General features: G+C 60.6%; 16 protein-coding genes. 8 read left to right on the top strand and 8 right to left on the bottom strand.

The features are described 5' to 3' along the window. Nucleotides 1-172: 172 nt before the first annotated feature. Nucleotides 173-523 (bottom strand): hypothetical protein, encoded by a 351-nt coding sequence (locus AACZ26_RS11125; protein WP_339621577.1) that lies wholly within the window; start codon nt 521-523, stop codon nt 173-175. A gap of 214 nt (nt 524-737) precedes the next feature. Between AACZ26_RS11125 and AACZ26_RS11120 the strand changes: the two genes are divergently transcribed. Then, nucleotides 738-1,130, top strand: a complete 393-nt coding sequence (locus tag AACZ26_RS11120) for a metalloregulator ArsR/SmtB family transcription factor (protein ID WP_339621576.1) — start codon at nt 738-740, stop codon at nt 1,128-1,130. Continuing rightward, nucleotides 1,127-2,761: a SulP family inorganic anion transporter gene (locus AACZ26_RS11115; RefSeq protein WP_339621574.1), complete on the top strand. Its 1,635-nt coding sequence runs from the start codon at nt 1,127-1,129 to the stop codon at nt 2,759-2,761. Before AACZ26_RS11120 ends, AACZ26_RS11115 begins: the two co-directional genes overlap by 4 nt. An 18-nt stretch (nt 2,762-2,779) precedes the next feature. Here AACZ26_RS11115 and AACZ26_RS11110 read toward each other — a convergent pair whose 3' ends face one another. The 5 genes from AACZ26_RS11110 to chvE form a co-directional block, all read right to left on the bottom strand. Then, nucleotides 2,780-4,189, bottom strand: a complete 1,410-nt coding sequence (locus tag AACZ26_RS11110; RefSeq protein ID WP_339621572.1) for a GH1 family beta-glucosidase — start codon at nt 4,187-4,189, stop codon at nt 2,780-2,782. 69 nt (nt 4,190-4,258) lie between these two features. Further along, nucleotides 4,259-5,368 (bottom strand): ROK family protein, encoded by a 1,110-nt coding sequence (locus AACZ26_RS11105; RefSeq protein WP_339621570.1) that lies wholly within the window; start codon nt 5,366-5,368, stop codon nt 4,259-4,261. 119 nt (nt 5,369-5,487) lie between these two features. Continuing rightward, nucleotides 5,488-6,687 carry a multiple monosaccharide ABC transporter permease gene (mmsB, locus tag AACZ26_RS11100; RefSeq protein WP_339621568.1) on the bottom strand — a complete coding sequence of 400 codons (1,200 nt, stop codon included), beginning with the start codon at nt 6,685-6,687 and terminating at the stop codon, nt 5,488-5,490. 4 nt (nt 6,688-6,691) lie between these two features. Continuing rightward, a complete protein-coding gene (gene mmsA, locus AACZ26_RS11095; RefSeq protein WP_339621566.1) occupies nt 6,692-8,221 on the bottom strand; it encodes a multiple monosaccharide ABC transporter ATP-binding protein in 1,530 nt (509 codons plus the stop codon). 90 nt (nt 8,222-8,311) lie between these two features. Next, nucleotides 8,312-9,418 (bottom strand): multiple monosaccharide ABC transporter substrate-binding protein, encoded by a 1,107-nt coding sequence (gene chvE, locus AACZ26_RS11090; protein ID WP_339621564.1) that lies wholly within the window; start codon nt 9,416-9,418, stop codon nt 8,312-8,314. 362 nt (nt 9,419-9,780) lie between these two features. On the opposite strand from chvE, the gene xylA reads away from it, so the two are divergent. Together xylA and xylB are read left to right on the top strand one after the other, a co-directional pair. Then, a complete protein-coding gene (xylA, locus tag AACZ26_RS11085) occupies nt 9,781-10,971 on the top strand; it encodes a xylose isomerase (protein ID WP_339621562.1) in 1,191 nt (396 codons plus the stop codon). Continuing rightward, entirely contained in the window at nt 10,972-12,360 is a 1,389-nt protein-coding gene (xylB, locus tag AACZ26_RS11080; RefSeq protein WP_339621560.1) for a xylulokinase, read from the top strand. A gap of 29 nt (nt 12,361-12,389) precedes the next feature. Here the strand turns inward: xylB and AACZ26_RS11075 are convergent, their stop codons facing one another. Beyond that, on the bottom strand, nt 12,390-12,899 hold the full coding sequence (locus AACZ26_RS11075) for a MarR family transcriptional regulator (protein WP_339621558.1): 510 nt from the start codon (nt 12,897-12,899) through the stop codon (nt 12,390-12,392). Between the two features lie 95 nt (nt 12,900-12,994). On the opposite strand from AACZ26_RS11075, the gene AACZ26_RS11070 reads away from it, so the two are divergent. The 4 genes from AACZ26_RS11070 (at nt 12,995) to AACZ26_RS11055 (ending at nt 16,202) form a co-directional block, all read left to right on the top strand. Beyond that, the gene (locus AACZ26_RS11070; RefSeq protein WP_339621556.1) at nt 12,995-13,903 is read left to right on the top strand and encodes an EamA family transporter; all 909 of its coding nucleotides are present in this window, start codon (nt 12,995-12,997) and stop codon (nt 13,901-13,903) included. A 180-nt stretch (nt 13,904-14,083) separates the two neighbouring features. Further along, the gene (locus AACZ26_RS11065) at nt 14,084-14,653 is read left to right on the top strand and encodes an ATP/GTP-binding protein (RefSeq protein WP_339621553.1); all 570 of its coding nucleotides are present in this window, start codon (nt 14,084-14,086) and stop codon (nt 14,651-14,653) included. Beyond that, nucleotides 14,650-15,051, top strand: a complete 402-nt coding sequence (locus AACZ26_RS11060; RefSeq protein WP_339621552.1) for a roadblock/LC7 domain-containing protein — start codon at nt 14,650-14,652, stop codon at nt 15,049-15,051. Before AACZ26_RS11065 ends, AACZ26_RS11060 begins: the two co-directional genes overlap by 4 nt. A 203-nt stretch (nt 15,052-15,254) precedes the next feature. Then, nucleotides 15,255-16,202, top strand: a complete 948-nt coding sequence (locus tag AACZ26_RS11055) for a DUF2510 domain-containing protein (RefSeq protein ID WP_339621550.1) — start codon at nt 15,255-15,257, stop codon at nt 16,200-16,202. A 199-nt stretch (nt 16,203-16,401) separates the two neighbouring features. Here the strand turns inward: AACZ26_RS11055 and AACZ26_RS11050 are convergent, their stop codons facing one another. Next, nucleotides 16,402-17,469: a TauD/TfdA family dioxygenase gene (locus tag AACZ26_RS11050; RefSeq protein WP_339621549.1), complete on the bottom strand. Its 1,068-nt coding sequence runs from the start codon at nt 17,467-17,469 to the stop codon at nt 16,402-16,404. Nucleotides 17,470-17,578 lie beyond the last annotated feature (109 nt).

Here is a 17,578-nt window from a genome sequence, read left to right as displayed (position 1 = left end):
GCCGCGGGGTATCGCGCACACTTGCTTCCCACAGGAAGAGACTTCGGCGCTGCGCGCGACTGCTCAGCTCTATTGATTCGCCGTGTCGATATGACGCCCGCTCGACACTTTTCCGACAGCTAACGACCTCGCGTCTGCTGCGGCCCTGGCAACGCCCTCACAGATTTAGTAATCAGAATGAGCGGTTCACCATGACCCAGAGCACGGACAGAGCCACGCTGAGGCCGAGGGCAAAGTAGAGATTCCTTCGGACTATTTTCATGCGCGCGAGCACGACGACGACGGTGATGATTAGGGCGCTGCCGATGGCGGATGTCACCCGGGCGACGTCAAGTTTCCAGTGCTGGGCGAGGATCTCCTCGGGGGATGGACCTTCCCCGAAGAATGCAATCAGCGAGTACTCATTCCAGAGCTGGAATGCAAGTGGGAGTATGACGTTGAGTAGGGGAATGATGGCCGCCCAGGTGATGATCGCCGCGACTGTAGCGAAACTAGCGGAGCCTTGCGATGCATTGTTGGTCACTGTCAAGTTGGTCCACCCTCGTAACCTGACGATTCGATCATGGCTTCCACGCACTGGGATTGTTGCGATTCTCACTCTGTTCGGGATGGCCGCATAAGTCGATCCCCCGATGTGGGCACGCCTGAATTCGCTGCGCGCCTGGTAGACGGCTGCGCACCTGGCAGAGGATAGCCACCATAAGGGCTGATATGATGATTTTATCAATTCAGCAATTATGCAGCACACAGCGGGGAGCACAGCAATGGTCGTTCTCGACGAGCGCAGGCCGCTCTACGAAATCAAGGCGAACCTCTTCAAGGGGCTCGCGCATCCGTACCGCATCCGGGTGCTCGAGATCTTGTCGAGCAACGACGAAGCGTCAGTTACCACGATGCTTGCCGAAACCGGGCTAGAAGCATCCCACCTCTCCCAACATCTCTCGGTGCTGCGCCGCTACGGCCTCGTCGTCTCAGAACGCCGGGCCAGCGTCGTCTACTACCGCCTCGCACTCCCCCAAATTGCCGAACTGCTGCGGGTAGCCCGCGTGCTGCTCGGCGAGATACTCACCGACGCCGACAGCCACCGCGGCCTCGTCGACAGCCTTCCCGCGATTCCGGATGCCCGATGAAACGCTCCTGGCGCACCCTGCTCCCCAGCCTGAGCGACTACCGCGAACTGCGCACCAGCTGGCGGGGAGACCTGCTCGCCGGCGTCACTGTCGGAATCATCGCCCTACCCCTCGCGCTCGCCTTCGGCGTGAGCTCCGGAGTCGGCGCTGAAGCCGGGCTCATCACCGCCATCGTCGCGGGGCTCGTCGCCGCCGTGTTTGGTGGCTCGAACATCCAAGTCTCCGGCCCCACCGGTGCCATGGTCGTCGTGCTCGCCCCCATCGTCGTCAGCCAGGGCGTCGAAGCGGTCGCCATCGTCACCCTGCTCGCCGGCATCATCGTCGCCATCGCGGGCGCACTGCGCCTCGGCCGCACCGTCAGCTACATCCCCTGGCCTGTGATCGAAGGCTTCACGGTCGGCATCGGAATCATCATCATTCTGCAGCAAGTGCCGTCCGCCCTCGGCACCGAAGGAACCGACCACCCCACCAACGCCGTACTCGCCGCCGCAGCGTTCATCGGCGCAGCCCAGTGGCCCGCCGCACTGCTGCCACTAGGAATCAGCGCCGCCGTCATCGCCATCATGCTGTTGCTCACCCGCGTCAGCGGCCGCCTGCCCGCCTCCTTCATCGCCATCGTCGTCGTCACCATCGCCGCGCAGGCCCTCACCCTGCCGCTCGCGACCATCGGCGAACTCCCCGCCTCGCTCCCCGCGCCCGCAGTGCCCTCGTTCGATTTCAACCTCACCGCGCTCATCGGGCCCGCCTTCGCCGTCGCCGCCCTCGCCGCCATCGAATCTCTGCTCTCGGCCCGCGTCGCCTCCAGCATGTCTGACACCGGGCCCTACAACGCCGATCGCGAACTAGTCGGGCAAGGGCTGGCATCCATTGCCTCCAGCTTCTTTGGCGGGATGCCGGCCACCGGCGCCATCGCCCGCACCGCAGTAAATGTGCGCTCTGGCGGTCGCACTCGCCTCTCCGCCATCGTGCACGCCCTCGCACTGCTCACCGTCGTGTACCTTGCGGCCCAGATCGTCGCCGTCATCCCGCTCGCCGCACTCTCGGGCGTACTCATCGCCACCGCCGCCCGCATGGTCTCACCCAGCCTCATCAGAACAATGCTGCGCACCGGCAAAGCTGAAGCCGCCGTCTTCGTGATCACCGGAGTGATCACCGTCAGCTTCGACCTCATCATTGCCGTCGGAATCGGCATCGCCGTCGCCGCCTTCTTCGCCCTGCGCGCCCTCAGCAAAGCCAGCGGCGTTCACCGCGAAGAACTGCCCGGCTCCCCCGAAGCTGGCGACGAACGCATCGCGCTGTTCCGCATCGACGGATCCCTCTTCTTTGGCGCGGCCGAACGGCTCATCGACCGCATCAACGAACACGAAGGCATCGAAGTCGTCATCGTGCGCCTCTCGCAACTGCACCTCATCGACGCCACCGGCGCACACACCCTCACCGAACTCATCACCGCGCTCGAAAAACGCGGCGTGACCGTGATCATCAAAGGCATCCGCCCCGAACACTGGGATGTGCTGCAGCGGCTTGGCGTGATTCGCTCGCTGCGGCATCCGAACCACCTCTTCGAAGAACTCGAACCCGCAATCGAACACGCGCGCTCGCACATTCGGCGCGCGACGCTGGCGAGCTAACCCAAAGCACCACCCGAGCTAGCTCAGCGCCGGTGTCACCTTGTTCTTCGCCACCTCAGAAACCCACAGCCCGCTGTCTTTCACGATGCGCTCTTGAGTGTCGTAGTCGACCCGCACAATGCCAAAACGCTTCGAATAGCCATAGCCCCACTCGAAGTTATCGAGCAGCGACCAGACGAGATAACCACGCAAATCGACGCCGCGCTCCATAGCCCGGTGTGCGGCCGTGAAGTGCCGGTTGAGATAGTCGACCCGCTCAGAATCGTGCACCCGACCATCCGTCACCTCATCATCAAAGGCGGCACCGTTCTCGGTAATCATCAGCGGCAGATCGGGGAACCTCTCGCCCAGATCAACGAGCAACTCTTCAAGACCATCGGGGGCAATGTTCCAGCCCATCGCCGTGTAGGGGCCGTCTTGCTTCAAGAACTCAACCGTGCGACTGCCGGGCCAGGCTGAACCGCCCATGTCTTTGTGGCCGTCGTTCTTCGCCAGCTCACTCACGCCATCCCACATTTTCACTGTGACCGTGGAGTAATAGTTGACGCCCAAGAAATCGAGCGGCTGATGGATGCTCGCCAGATCGCCCGCATGAACGAACGACCAATCGGTGACCTCAGCCGTGTCGGCGATGAGGTCATCGTCGTAGCGACCGAGCAACATCGGGCTCGTGAAAGCACGGTTCGCGAGAGCATCAATACGGCGCTTCGCCTCGGCATCGTCTCCCCGAATCACATGGAAGTTGAGCGTTGCCGACACCTCGGGCGAATTCGTCGCGGCGGCGCGGATGCGAGGCACCGCCAAACCGTGCGCCAGATTGAGGTGATGAACAGCCGCAAGCGCGTCGCTATCGCTCGTGCGACCCGGCGCATGTGAGGCCGAACCGTAACCCAAGTACGCCGAGCACCACGGCTCGTTCAACGTCGTCCAGGTGTGCACCCGATCGCCAAGTGCGGTGGCCGCGAGCTCAGCATATTCGGCAAACCACATCGCAGTGTCGCGCTCGGGCCAGCCGCCCTCATCCTCAAGTTCTTGCGGCAAATCCCAGTGATACAGGGTGGCAATGGGGCGGATGCCGCGGCTCAACAAACCATCGACGAGACGCGAGTAGAACGACACCCCCTCCGGGTTGATGGGCCCCTGCCCACCGGGCTGAAAGCGCGGCCACGAAATCGAGAAACGATAAGCGTCAAGGCCCAACTCGGCCATGAGGTCGAGGTCGGATTCGAAACGATAATAATGGTCGTCGGCGACATCACCGGTGTCACCATTCCAGGTCATGCCCGGAGTGTGGCTGAAAGTATCCCAAATGGATTCGGTGCGCCCGCCGTCACGCGCGGCGCCCTCCACTTGATACGCAGCTGTCGCGGAGCCGACGATAAAGTTCGGCGGAAAGACGAGACCAGAATCGCGGTAATCGGAGTTCATCTAGCAACCCTAAGTCGCTGAGCCACTATTTCGCCGAAAGTATCCCGAAGGCAGCAGAATCAGGCGCCGCTAGAGCGTGGTCGGATCGTCCAGCAATGCAGCAAAAGCGAGCTCCGCCGCACCAATCATGAGCAAGTCAGCGCCCAACTGAGCGGGCAGAATCTTCACGCCCTCAAACGACGCTTCCAAGGCTTGACTGCGCACACGTTCAATCAAGAAATCGGGGTCCGTCAAGAAAATGGATGCCAAGAAACCGCCGAGCACAATAACCTCAGGGTTCAACACGTTGACGGCGTTTCGCAGCGAGGTGCCAAGCGACAGCAATTGGCGACGCACGAGAGCGCTCACCGCGGGATCCGTGGACTCCCGCAGGGCGGCATCCAAAGTTTCAGCATCAGCGTTGGTCAGACCCACCGCCTGCAAGAGGTCTGCGCGATTAACTTCGGTTTCGAGACTGCCTTCTTCACGAGTGCCCTTTTCTGCAGCACCGTTCTCCACCCGCACATGGCCGAACTCCCCCGCATAGCCGGCACGGCCGGTCAGAGGGCGACCATCGCTGATGATGCCGCCCCCAATCCCGCTAGCACCACCATTGAGGTAAATGAGGTCATCGATTCCGCGTGCGGCACCATAGATGTGTTCCGCAAACGCACCGACGCTGGCATCGTTCGCGGTCCACACGGGGTAGCCGGTAGCGGCAGTGAGCAGTTGGCTCACCGGTTCATCGCGCCACAGAAGATGAGGCGCCCAGCGCACAAGTCCGTCATCCACACGCACAAGGCCAGGCACCGCCACACCGATACCGATCACTCGACCGGCACTTTCGTATTCTCCGCGCAAGCTTTCGATGATGACGCTCGTGATCTTCACGAACTCCGCCACCGTCGGCGACACCTCAGTTTCATAGCGGATGCGCTTCAGCAGAGCGCCGTCGAGACCGACGACACCGATCGTGATGGCATCGACTTCGGGGTTGACGGCGATGGCCACGGTGCGAGCATCCGCGTTCACCATCGGCGAAGGCCGTCCGACCTGCCGAGTGGGATCAGGCTCACTCTCGTAGGCAAGGCCAAGCTCAGTGAGCTCGGTAACGAGAGCCGCAATAGTGGAGCGGTTGAGGCCAGTCTGTGCGGTGAGCTGCGATCGCGGCTGAGCGCCACGATGAAGCAGAGTTAGCACTCTCGACAGATTGTGGCGCCGAGTGCGATCACCTTTGCCGCCCGTGCCGCTGGGGGCAGGCGGAGGGTTTTGATTCACGGGTGATCCACTCGGTCAGCAACAATTACGTTTCCGTAATCCTAGCGACGTCCTGCGCGCCTCTTGCTCAGAACGTCGAACGCCACGGCGAGCAACAGCACGAGCCCCTTGATGGCTTGCTGCCACGCAGCATCCACCGACAGGATCGACAGCCCCATGTTGAGCACGCCCATGATCAGGGCGCCAATGACTGCACCGATCACGGTTCCGACGCCACCGGTCACTGCTGCCCCACCGATAAACACCGCGGCGATAGCATCCAACTCGAAGCTTTGTCCTGCCGACGCTACAGCGCCACCCGCACGCGCCGTCGTCACAACTCCCGCAAGCCCCGCGAGCACGCCCATGTTCACAAACACAAAGAAGTTGATCCACGACGTCTTGACACCACTCATCTGGGCGGCGAAAAGGTTGCCACCAATCGCGTAGACGTGGCGGCCGAACACTGTCTGATTGAGCACGAAGGTAAAGAGCAAGATGAGAACGGCCAACACGATCAGAATGATCGGAGTTCCGCGATAGGCCGAGAGTTGGAAGGTCAACGCAACAATGGCTACGGCGGCAATCACATTTTTCGCCCAGAACGAGACTGCGCGCTCAACCGGCAAATCGAGCTTGCGCTGCTTGGAACGACCGCGCAATTGCTGAGCGACCAAGAGCGCTGCCGCAAGAATACCGAGCACGATGGTCAGGATGTCGCGGCTGCCACGACCCTCTCCGATTGTGCCAAGCAACTCGGGTAGCCAACCGCCGCCAATCGCGTTGAACTCCGCCGGAAGGGCGTTGATCGTTCCGCCCGTGAGGAATACAAGAGTAAGACCGCGAAACAGCAACATGCCCGCGAGGGTCACGATGAAAGCGGGAATGCCGACAAAGGCGACCCAGAATCCCTGCCACGCACCCACGGCAGCCCCCAGAGCGAGCGCCAAGACAACGGCGGCCCACCACGGCATCCCCCACTGAGTCATCGAGATCGCAGAGACAGCACCCACCATCGCCACCACGGATCCCACCGAGAGGTCGATGTGGCCAGCAATGATCACAATGACCATCCCGACCGCCAAGATCAGCACATAGGCGTTTTGCTGAATGAGGTTGTTGATGTTGCCAGGAAGCAGCAGTCGACCATCGGTGAGCACCTGAAACAGGATGACAATTACCGCGAGCGCAGCGAGAATTCCATACTGGCGCAGATCAATCTGCAGCTTGGGTAGCTTTCGGGTGGGGGTTGTCGTGCTCATCGGGTTAGTCCTTTCCCGCGGTCATGAGATGCATGAGTCGTTCTTGAGTGGCGCCGGCACGGTCGACCTCGCCAGCAATAGTTCCTTCGGAGATCGCATAGATGCGATCGCACAGGCCGAGCAGTTCGGGAAGCTCAGACGAGATCACAACAACCGCTTTACCTTGAGCGGCAAGCGCGTTGATGATGCCGTAAATTTCGTACTTCGCGCCAACGTCAATACCTCGAGTCGGCTCATCGAGAATGAGGATCTCGGGGCCTGAGAACATCCACTTGCTCAGCACCACCTTTTGCTGGTTTCCCCCAGACAGGTTCCCGGCTAACACCGAAACGTTCGGAGTTTTGATGTTCATCTGGCCGCGGTAGTCCTCGGCAACTTTGTTTTCGGAGAAACGATCGACAATTCCGAACCGAGACAGCTTAGACAGTGCCGCTGCCGAAATGTTGACGGCAATGCTGCCAATCAGATTCAGCCCAAAGTGCTTGCGGTCTTCTGTGGCGTACGCAATGCCGTGTCGAATTGCTTCGCTCACGGTGCGCACCGAAATCTCCTCGCCCGCTTTGAAAGCCGCACCGCTGATGTGGCTGCCATAGGAACGCCCAAAGATGCTCATGGCGAGCTCAGTGCGCCCCGCCCCCATCAGACCGGCAAAACCAACAATCTCTCCAGCACGAACCGAGAACGAAGCATTGTCGACAACTTTGCGTGTCGTGTCGACCGGATGATGCACTGTCCAGTTCTCGACCCGAAAGAGTTCTTCACCGATCTCGGGCGTGTGCGGTGGGAACATGCTGTCGAGGTCGCGACCGACCATTGCCCGAATGATGCGACCTTCTGTGGCATCCGGTTCAGTCATCGCAAACGTTTCGATGGTTCGACCATCGCGGATGATCGTGACCTTGTCGGCAATAGCGCGAATCTCCTTGAGCTTGTGCGAGATGATGATGCAGGTAATGCCTTGGCCGCGCAGGCTATTGATCAGGTCGAGCAAGTGCGCGGAATCTTCGTCATTGAGGGCAGCGGTCGGCTCATCGAGAATCAGCAGCTTCACTTGCTTCGATAGCGCCTTCGCGATCTCGACCAATTGTTGTTTGCCGACGCCGAGTTCAAGGATCCGGGTACTGGGGTTCTCGTCGAGGCCAACACGAGCAAGCAGCATCGTTGCTTCCCGGTTTGTCTTGGCCCAGTCAACGACACCGCGCGTTGCGATCTCGTTGCCGAGGAAAATGTTCTCTGCAATAGAGAGGTAGGGACTCAGAGCGAGTTCCTGATGGATGATGACGATTCCGTCTGCTTCAGAGTCGTTGATCGACTTGTACGCAGTTTCGTGATTCTCAAAGGAGATACTGCCGTCATAGGTACCGGAGGGGTACACCCCACTCAGCACCTTCATCAGGGTTGATTTTCCTGCGCCGTTCTCGCCGCAGATAGCGTGCACTTGGCCGCGCTCAACCTCGAGGCTCACGCCATCGAGAGCGCGGACTCCGCCGCTGAAGTCTTTTGTGATCTGGTTCATGCTGAGGATGACAGTCATTAGTGCTCCGCTCGCAGTGATGACTTTCAGGGGACGGCGACCGCGCCGTCCCCTGAAAATCGAATCGTGTTGCTTGGATTCAGGCTGGGGCTATAGCCCTACGTCTGATGCCTTGAGGAAGCCCGAGTCGATGAGCTTCGACTGCACGTCATCCTTGACGACTACCTCTGGGGCGATAAGGAACGAAGGAACGACCTTTTCACCGTTGTCATAGGTTTCGGTGTCGTTGATCTCCGGCTCACTGTCGTTGAGGATTGCCTCGATGAATCCGAAGACAACCTTGCCGAGCTCACGAGTGTCCTTCCAGACAGTCATCGACTGTTCGCCGGCGAGGATGTTGACCACGCTGGCTTTGTCGCCGTCTTGACCAGTCAGCAGAGGCCAGTCCTCGCCCACGGTGTAGCCAGCGCTGCGAAGCGATGCGGCGATACCCTGCGCAAGGCTGTCGTTGGGAGAGAGAACAACGTCAATCTTTTCGCCACCGGTGTAGAAGGAAGCGATGCGGTTGTCGAGTTCTGCCTGCGCGGAGTCAGACTTCCATCCCAGGATTCCGATGCTGGCCCAGTCGTCGTTGCTTGCGGGCGACTTGCCGGAAGGAACTACCAACTGTCCGTTCTCGACGTAGGGAAGAAGCACATCCCAGGCGCCGGAGAAGAAGAACTTGGCGTTGTTATCGTCGGGGCTACCGGCGAAGGGTTCAAGGTTGAACGGGCCCGCACCATCGGCGAGGCCGAGTTGCGTTTCAATGAACTCGCCCTGGAGCTGTCCAACCTTGTAGTTGTCGAATGTTGCGTAGTAGTCGACATCAGGGGTGCCGTTGATGAGGCGGTCATAGGCGATGACCATGATGTCTTGCGCCTTAGCGTCGGCAAGCACCGGTGCGAGCAATTCACCATCAATTGCGGCGATGACGAGCACGTCAACACCCGAAGCAATCTGGTTCTGAATCTGGCTGATCTGAGTGTCAGCCTTGTCGTCGGCGTACTGGAGATCTGCCGAGTAGCCGGCGTCTTCGAGCTGAGCCTTGAGGCCTTCGCCATCGTTGATCCACCGCTCAAGGCTTCGCGTCGGCATTGAGATTCCAATGCTGCCGAGGGAGTCTCCTCCTGCGCTGCCTGACCCGTCTGAGCTGCAAGCTGCGAGCCCGAGGGCCATCACGGTCGCTGCTGCGACCGCAATTATCTTCTTCATTGACATCGTGTTGTCCCTTTCGAATGTGAGTGCCACACGTCTTGCCGGCGGCACCATGAGGGGGCCGGCTGGGGCTCAGCGTTAGTCCTCACGAAAGGGAGGTTCAGCCGGAGTCGATTGCTCGACTCTGACTTAGCGTTACTCCGTTGTATCGCGAGGGGCTTCGAGAAGCACCCTTTTGTTGACATGGAGAACTTATATGCATTTACGGTGTGAACGCAATACCTTTCTGGAATTCGGGGGAAACTGTTTGCTAACGAGGGAAAACCTCACGAAAAACGTCGAATATCGCACGTTGACGGGTGCGGCCACGGTTAGTATGTTGCTACAAGTAACTTATTGCCACTGCCGCCAATCGGAGAGCCTCAATGCCTACACAACCCACGCCAGCTGACAAGTTCTCCTTCGGACTCTGGACCATCGGCTACAACGGAGCCGACCCCTTCGGCGGCCCCACCCGCGCGCCACTCGATGTCGTGCACGCCGTTGAGAAGCTCGCCGAGCTTGGCGCCTACGGCCTCACCTTCCACGACGACGACCTCTTCACCTTCGGCTCAACAGACGCCGAACGCCAGAAGCAGATCGACCGCCTCAAGCAAGCACTGAGCGATACCGGCCTCATCGTGCCGATGGTCACCACCAACCTCTTCAGCGCCCCCGTATTCAAAGACGGCGGCTTCACCTCCAACGACCGCGGGGTTCGTCGCTTCGCCATGCGCAAAGCAATGCGCCAGCTCGAACTCGGCGTCGAACTCGGCGCCAAGACCTTCGTCATGTGGGGCGGTCGCGAAGGTGCAGAATACGACTCCGCGAAAGACGTTCGCTCCGCCCTCGAGCGCTACCGCGAAGCTCTCAACCTGTTTGGTGACTACGTCACAGACAAGGGCTACGACATCCGTTTCGCGATTGAGCCCAAGCCCAACGAGCCCCGCGGCGACATCTTGCTGCCCACCGTCGGTCACGCCATCGCGTTCATCGAAACCCTCGAGCGCCCCGAACTGTTCGGAGTGAACCCCGAAGTCGGTCACGAGCAAATGGCCGGCCTCAACTTCACCTCTGGCATCGCCCAGGCCCTCTACCAAGACAAACTGTTCCACATCGATCTCAACGGCCAGCGGGGAATCAAGTACGACCAAGACCTCGTCTTCGGCCACGGCGACCTCCACAACGCGTTCTCGCTCGTCGACCTGCTCGAAAATGGTGGGCCGAACGGTGGCCAGAGCTACACCGGTCCGCGCCACTTCGACTACAAGCCCAGCCGCACCGAAGACGAGACCGGAGTCTGGGATTCAGCAGCGGCGAACATGCGCACCTACTTGCTCCTCAAAGAGCGCGCAGCAGCGTTCCGCGCCGACCCCGACGTGCACGAAGCTCTCGAGGCCGCGCGCGTCTTTGAGCTTGCCGACAACACCCTCGGCGAGAATGAAAGCTATGACGACCTGCTGGCAGACCGCGCATCGTACGAAGACTTCGACCACGAGGCCTACTTCAATGGCAAGGGCTTCGGCTTCGTGCGTTTGCAGCAGCTTGCTACTGAGCACCTCATGGGCGCCCGCTAGATGACCCTCGTCGCGGGGATCGATTCGTCAACCCAGTCCTGCAAGATCGCGATTGTGGATGCCGCGACCGGTGCGCTTGTTCGCAGCGGTCGCGCCCCCCATCCGGCGGGCACTGAAGTTGATCCGGATGCCTGGTGGATTGCCCTGAATGAGGCCATCGCCGAGGCAGGCGGCTTAGACGATGTCTTCGCGATTTCGGTCGGCGGTCAGCAGCATGGCATGGTCGTTCTGGATGCTGCCGGCCGCGTCATCCGCCCCGCTTTGCTCTGGAACGACACTCGCTCCGCCACCGCGGCTGATGCTCTCAGCACAGAGTTTCCCGACCTCGCTGAGCGCACCGGTTCAACACCAGTGGCCTCGTTCACGTCAACGAAATTGCGCTGGTTGCGCGATGCCGAGCCAGAGAATGCCGATCTCGTTGCCGCCGTGTGCCTGCCGCACGATTGGCTGACCTGGCGTTTGCGAGGCTTCGGGCCAGAGAATCCCGAGCTCTCGCAGTTAGTCACCGATCGTTCGGACGCGAGCGGCACCGGCTACTTCAACTCCGTAACCGATACGTACGATCTCGAGGTATTGGGGGCTACGCTCGGGCGCGACGCGTCAACCATCACGCTTCCCCGCATCGTTGCCCCTGGTGAGCAGGCGGGAACCGTTGCCGATTCCACTACCGTGATTGCCTGTGGCGCCGGCGACAACGCAGGGGCCGCCCTAGGGCTTGGCGCGCGCACGGGCGATGTAGTGGTGTCGATCGGCACGAGCGGCACTGTGTTTGCTGTGTCCGCCGCTCAGGTCCCCGACGCTACTGGCACCGTCGCCGGGTTTGCAGACGCCAGCGGACAATTCCTGCCGCTCGTTGCAACCCTGAACGCGGCTCGAGTGCTCGACAGCACCGCCGCGCTCCTCGGCGTGAATCACGTCGAACTTGGCGCTCTCGCCCTCGAAGCCGAGCCTGGCGCCAACGGCCTCGTGCTTCAGCCCTACTTTGAGGGCGAACGAACCCCCAACCTGCCGGATGCCACGGCAACACTCTTCGGCATGACGCTGGCCTCCACGACCCGGCCGTCACTCGCGCGCGCCGCCATCGAGGGACTACTGTGTGGCCTCGCCGACGGCCTCGACGCTCTCGTGCGTCAGGGAGTCACCGCCGAGCGCATCTTCCTCATCGGTGGTGCTGCCCAGAATCCGGCGGTCTCGACGATCGCTTCTCAAGTATTCGCGGTGCCGGTCGTCGTGCCCGAGCCGGGCGAGTATGTGGCGTTGGGCGCAGCAGCCCAAGCCGCGTGGGTGCTTGCTGACACTCGGCCTGACTGGACCATCAAGACTGTCGCGCAACCGGCATCCGACTATCGGCCCGTCATTCGCGAACAGTACGCCCATTACTCGGTCTGAGCTTCGCGGCCCAGAGTGTTCGACTATCGCTAGTTGGTCTGACCGTCGCTGCTTTCGTGGGCGGAGAGCAATCCGCTGAGCAGGTTCGCAAGCTGTTTACGATCGCTGGGCGCCATCGAACTCAAGAGTCGTTCTTCGTTCTCGACGTGGGCTACTAGGGCACCTTCAATAACCTCGGCACCTGCTGCGGTCAGAGCAACGCGAACCGTTCGCCGGTTTTCGGGGTCAATTTCGCGCGAGATAAGCCCTTTTGCCACGAGTCTGTCGAGTCGATTCGTTATCGCTCCCGAAGTGACCATCGCGCTGTCGGAGAGCGCGCCAGCGGTGAGCCCCCGCGGTCCTGCATCGGTCCGCAACAGGGTGGCAAGGATGTCGAACTCCCCCGCGTGCAGTCCGTGCGCGTCGAAGACATCACTTTGCGCTCGTTCGAGTAGGCGAGTGAGGCGCGAGAGCCTGCCGAGTATGCCCATCGCGCTCACGTCGAGGTTGGGGCGCACGGTTGCCCATTGCGCAAGGATCCGGTCGACACTGTCTGGCATGCTCTTCTCGATCTTTCAAGGTTGAACTGTTTGACGGTTCCAGCATAACCGTCTAAATTATTTAACGTTGAACTATTTAGCATTAAGGAATTCTGATGCACTTACGTAACACGCTCATCACAGCGATCGCGCCGATCGCGTGGGGCACGACCTACATCGTCACTACTGAGCTACTCCCCGACGACCATCCACTATTTGCCTCGCTCGTGCGCGCCCTCCCCGCTGGACTCATCGCCCTCGCTCTCGCGCGGCAACTACCGCAGGGCAACTGGTGGTGGAAGTCACTCGTGCTCGGTATCCTCAATATCGGCGCATTCTTTCCCCTCCTCTTCATCGCCGCCTACCGCCTCCCCGGCGGAGTCGCCGCGACCCTGGGTGCCGCTCAACCACTTATCGTCGCGGTGCTCGTCGTTGCCATCCTGCGCCAGAGTGCGCCCTGGCGGCTCGTCATCTGGGGAATTGTCGGCGCTCTCGGTGTGGCCCTCGTTGTGTTGCGAGCAAGCGCTCAACTCGACACACTCGGACTCCTCGCAGGCCTCGGCGGCACCGCTTCGATGGCCTTAGGCGTGATCCTCTCCAAACATTGGGGCAAGCCACCGGCAGTTTCGGCACTCAGCTACGCCGGCTGGCTCCTCACCGCCGGTGGGCTGTTTTTGCTCCCGATCACGCTGCTCGCGGAAGGATTCCCAGCGGCTCTCGATGCACCAGCAATCGCTGGCTACCTGTGGCTCGGAGTGGTCGGCGGGATCGTCGCGTACTCACTGTGGTTCCGCGGAATTCGGATCGTGCCAATCACATCGATTGCCGTGCTCGGACTACTCTCCCCCCTCACCGCCGCCGCACTGGGAGCACTGCTCCTCGGCGAGCGATTTAGCCTGCTCCAGCTTCTCGGATTCGCCCTCGCACTGACCGCGATTGTCGGGGCACAAATACCCACTCACCGCCGTCATCCAGCGCCTGAAGTGGGCCAACCGGTCTCGCCGCAACGCACAGAATTGGTCTAGATTAACTGCTCGGAGCACCCAAAGCACCCACGTTTTGAGGGGACAGACAGATCGTTCTGTCAAGCAAACAGGCGGAGTGTTTTACCCACCACCCCAATGGGGGGCTACTAGCCCGCTAATGGGGCTTGCATGCTTCAGTATGAAGGAACTATAGAACCAATTCTCGGGGGGAGGGATCAAATGTCAGAGCACGTCATGCTATTCGTCGGCCCGATGGGTGCAGGCAAGACGACCGCCATCCGCGCCCTCAGCGAGATTGATGTAGTGAGTACCGAGGCCGCGAACAGCGACCAAGCCGCGTCGGCAAAAGCCACCACGACGGTTGCTCTCGACTATGGAGAGATCAGCGTCAACGAGGCGGAGAAAATTCGTCTCTACGGCGTTCCCGGCCAGAAACGCTTCGACTTCATGTGGTCGATCCTTGCCGAACGTGCCGAGGGCGTTATTCTGCTCGTGAATGCGGATGCCGAGAATCCTGTCGAGACCGCCATCGACTACGTCAAAGAGTTCTTTTCGATCTACGAGCGCGGCGGAATCGTCATCGGCCTCACTCGCGCCGACCTCGTACCCCAAGCTCTCATCGAAGAGTACGCCAATGCCTTGGCCGACGAGATGCCCGACGTTCTCATTCCTGTCTTTACCGTGGATGCACGTTCAACCTCCGATATGACGGTGCTGCTCATGACTCTCGTTGCCAACGTAGAGCTCAAGCAAGCCGTTGCGCCTGCAATCGCGAGGAGGGGCAAATGACCCTCGAAATCCATCTCGACGCCAAATACATCTCCCGGGGCGAGCTCGCGCTGGGAGGACTTCGCAGTCTTGCCCCATCACTTCGCTACGCCTCACTTCTCACCGAAGACGGGTTCAGCGTCGTGAACGTCGACGGCGACGAATTCGACAGCAATCGCTTTGCGAGCATGGCTAGTTCCACGCAAGCGCTCGCCGATGCTGTCGCTCGAGAATTGCAACTCGGAGACAACGAGTTTGTTATCGTCGCGGCCGAACACGGCCACGTCGTTCAGGTACGAGTCGAAGGTCACCCACTGGTACTCGCAGCCCTCTTCACCGACAAAGACACGATCGGCAGATCACTGACCGCCGCGCGACGCACTGCGCGAAGGCTCACCACTCTGCTCGTTGCGCCCTAGATCAACAAGCTGAAACCCGCAGGACCAGAGCAAGCAAGACCCGAAGCACCTACACAACCCGCAGAAGGACCAGGAAATACGAACAGAGCATGATCCATTCGCTTCACCCGCGGATCACACCCTGAATCGAGGAATTTTACCCGAAAAGTTCCACCGCAGTGCACCCTCGGCATTGCACGCACATTCACGCAGGAGGCGTGAAGATGACTACTTACACAACAAACATTCCCGCCGGCTGGTACCCCGACCCGCTTGGCCTCCCCCAGCTGCGCTGGTGGGACAACCACACCTGGACCGACCAGATCTCCGGCGCACGAGCGCCGCTAGTGCACCAGTTGGTCGACGTCGACTTTGCCGACCCTGCCGAAGCAGAACGCGACGAAGAGTCCCAGCCGGTCACGGCATCCGCGCCCTCTTCACGCGAATCAACACCCGAACCCACCCTGGCCAGCACCCTGCGGCAGCTAGAAGCGCCGTTGGCTGAGACCGCGGTTGAGTCGGTCGACGTCGGCGACCCCACCGTGACCTACCGCGACAGCAACGACGACGATCTCACTGCAATCGCCTCAGAGTGGGCCAAAGTCGCCGAAGCAATAACGATTGCGTCGGGCAACGTTGCGCCAACCGTGCTCGCGATCACCTCGCCGAGCTTTCCCATGCTTGTCATCGACGTTGCCGAGCGCGCCTACTGGTGGAAGGCAGAAATCGTTGACTTCCCCATGTTCCCCGCCGAGATCACTGTGCGCAGCCATGTTCGCGAAGAAGTCATCATGCCTACCGGTGCCGGTTTCGACCTGAACCCGCTTCTGTGGATGATCGGAACAATCGGCTACGCACACACTCCGGCCCCGTGGCTCGCCGACGGTGCCCGCTACCGCCTGCGCCGTTGGCCGAACATGACAAGCCTTCCGCATGACGCGGACCAACTGCGGATGACGTCAATCCTCAGCCACGCCCCGCTCTCTGTGAAAGAGCTCTCTGCAATCGCTGAAACCGAGCAGATAGCCGCCAACTCACTCCTTGCCGCCCTCAGCCTCATGAGTGTCCTGAGAGTGCTTCCCGGCGCAAGCAACGACGAAGTTGGCGCTCCGGCACCAGCCCCGGCCCCTCGTGGCTTCTTCGCCCGACTTCGTGGTCGCCACTCCCGCTAAGAATTCCAGCCGAGCGGGTGGGTGTCTTACCCGACTCGCCCTCTCGGCTGAATAATCCTTGACTTCGGATGTCGCGTGCTTGGAAAGTGCGACATCCGACGTCTTTTCTCGACCATCACCCCGAGACGCACAAACGCGGGCCGCCTGCCGGAGCAGACGACCCGCGTCGTTTCACACTAACTAGCTTTCGCTGAGCCTCTTAGCTGTGAACCGCAGCGAGGGTGCGGCGGTCGTCGAGCAACTGAGGCCAGAGCTTGCGGCGGTCGCGCACGACGAAACCACGAGCGATAAAGCGGTCCTTGCCGTCAAAGCGAGGCGCGTACATCGAACGACCGTGCATGGCACGAAGGTTGTCGAGCATCAGCAGGTCGCCCGGCTGAAGCACGTGCGCGTCGCGGTGCTCGATGTAGGTCTCGACGACTTTGCCGAGCAGTCGCTGAGCTTCTGCCGTGATGCCGTGCATGAGATCCTGGTCAACCAGAATGTACGGGTCGTCTTCCGGGCCGGTGAGGATTGGGAAGGGGCCACGCACGTCATCCGGGCGGGGAATGTAAGGCTGGAACGACTCGTCGATAGTGGTGGCCCACAGCGGCTGGCGCAGCTTGGCAACCTCTTCGGGAGTCATGTTCGCGACAAGCTTGCGACCCGAGAAAGCATAAGTCTTCGCGTTCTCGTCGCCGCGAAGAGCACCGAGGATGACGTAGTCAGGCTTGAAGTCAGAGAAGCACTGCTCGGTGTGAGCTTCAAGCTCGACCTTCGAGCCCTGCGACTGTTGGGTTACAGCAAGCTTCGGGTTGGGAACCATGTCTTGAATGAGGTGGCCGTTGCCTTCAGCCTCGTAAGCAACCATGCTTCCGAGGAGGTGGGCAAGCATTCCCATTTCTTTGGCAAAAATGGTGCCAGCGCCGAGGCCACTCTTGTTGTCGAGCGGGGTGTCTGTGAGGTCTTCATCGACGTACAGGCCACGCACAACCATGATGCCGGCTTCAGAGCCAACTTCAGCAAAATTCAGAACAGCGGCACGGACCTCTTCAGGCAGGCTGAAAGCCGCAGCGAGAGCCTGGCGACCGAAGTCATCCGGGTTCTCATTGGGGTGCGCAGTAATGCGCTCAGCAGCGGTACGAATCGCATCGGCCATGGCCGCGTCGACAGTGAAAAGGCTCGATTGGAGCTCGTGAACGGTAATGTCGCTCTCCTTGCTTCGTGCGCTGCGCAAGCTGTTGCTCTGGTGGCCCTGGGAAGGCGCAGTCGCGGACGTTGTCTCCATAGGGAAGACACTTCATAAATTACACCCTCTACCCCCTTAAAGCACGAGGATTGTGGGGTCAGCGGGGCCGTGCACAGCAAAAACGAAGCAAGGTCAAGGGTGATTCGCG

It is taken from the genome of uncultured Salinibacterium sp. (assembly GCF_963974405.1).
Classification (GTDB): Bacteria; Actinomycetota; Actinomycetes; order Actinomycetales; family Microbacteriaceae; genus Rhodoglobus.
Note: the sequence above shows the minus strand (reverse complement) of the source record. Positions and strands in the feature narration are given on the sequence as shown.

Coding starts and splice junctions, on each gene's coding strand:
- AACZ26_RS11120 (WP_339621576.1), top strand. CDS start 738: ATGCAGCACACAGCGGGGAGCACAGCAATGGTCGTTCTCGACGAGCGC.
- AACZ26_RS11115 (WP_339621574.1), top strand. CDS start 1,127: ATGAAACGCTCCTGGCGCACCCTGCTCCCCAGCCTGAGCGACTACCGC.
- AACZ26_RS11110 (WP_339621572.1), bottom strand. CDS start 4,189: ATGAACTCCGATTACCGCGATTCTGGTCTCGTCTTTCCGCCGAACTTT.
- mmsB (WP_339621568.1), bottom strand. CDS start 6,687: ATGAGCACGACAACCCCCACCCGAAAGCTACCCAAGCTGCAGATTGAT.
- mmsA (WP_339621566.1), bottom strand. CDS start 8,221: ATGACTGTCATCCTCAGCATGAACCAGATCACAAAAGACTTCAGCGGC.
- chvE (WP_339621564.1), bottom strand. CDS start 9,418: ATGTCAATGAAGAAGATAATTGCGGTCGCAGCAGCGACCGTGATGGCC.
- xylA (WP_339621562.1), top strand. CDS start 9,781: ATGCCTACACAACCCACGCCAGCTGACAAGTTCTCCTTCGGACTCTGG.
- xylB (WP_339621560.1), top strand. CDS start 10,972: ATGACCCTCGTCGCGGGGATCGATTCGTCAACCCAGTCCTGCAAGATC.
- AACZ26_RS11075 (WP_339621558.1), bottom strand. CDS start 12,899: ATGCCAGACAGTGTCGACCGGATCCTTGCGCAATGGGCAACCGTGCGC.
- AACZ26_RS11070 (WP_339621556.1), top strand. CDS start 12,995: ATGCACTTACGTAACACGCTCATCACAGCGATCGCGCCGATCGCGTGG.
- AACZ26_RS11065 (WP_339621553.1), top strand. CDS start 14,084: ATGTCAGAGCACGTCATGCTATTCGTCGGCCCGATGGGTGCAGGCAAG.
- AACZ26_RS11060 (WP_339621552.1), top strand. CDS start 14,650: ATGACCCTCGAAATCCATCTCGACGCCAAATACATCTCCCGGGGCGAG.
- AACZ26_RS11055 (WP_339621550.1), top strand. CDS start 15,255: ATGACTACTTACACAACAAACATTCCCGCCGGCTGGTACCCCGACCCG.
- AACZ26_RS11050 (WP_339621549.1), bottom strand. CDS start 17,469: ATGGAGACAACGTCCGCGACTGCGCCTTCCCAGGGCCACCAGAGCAAC.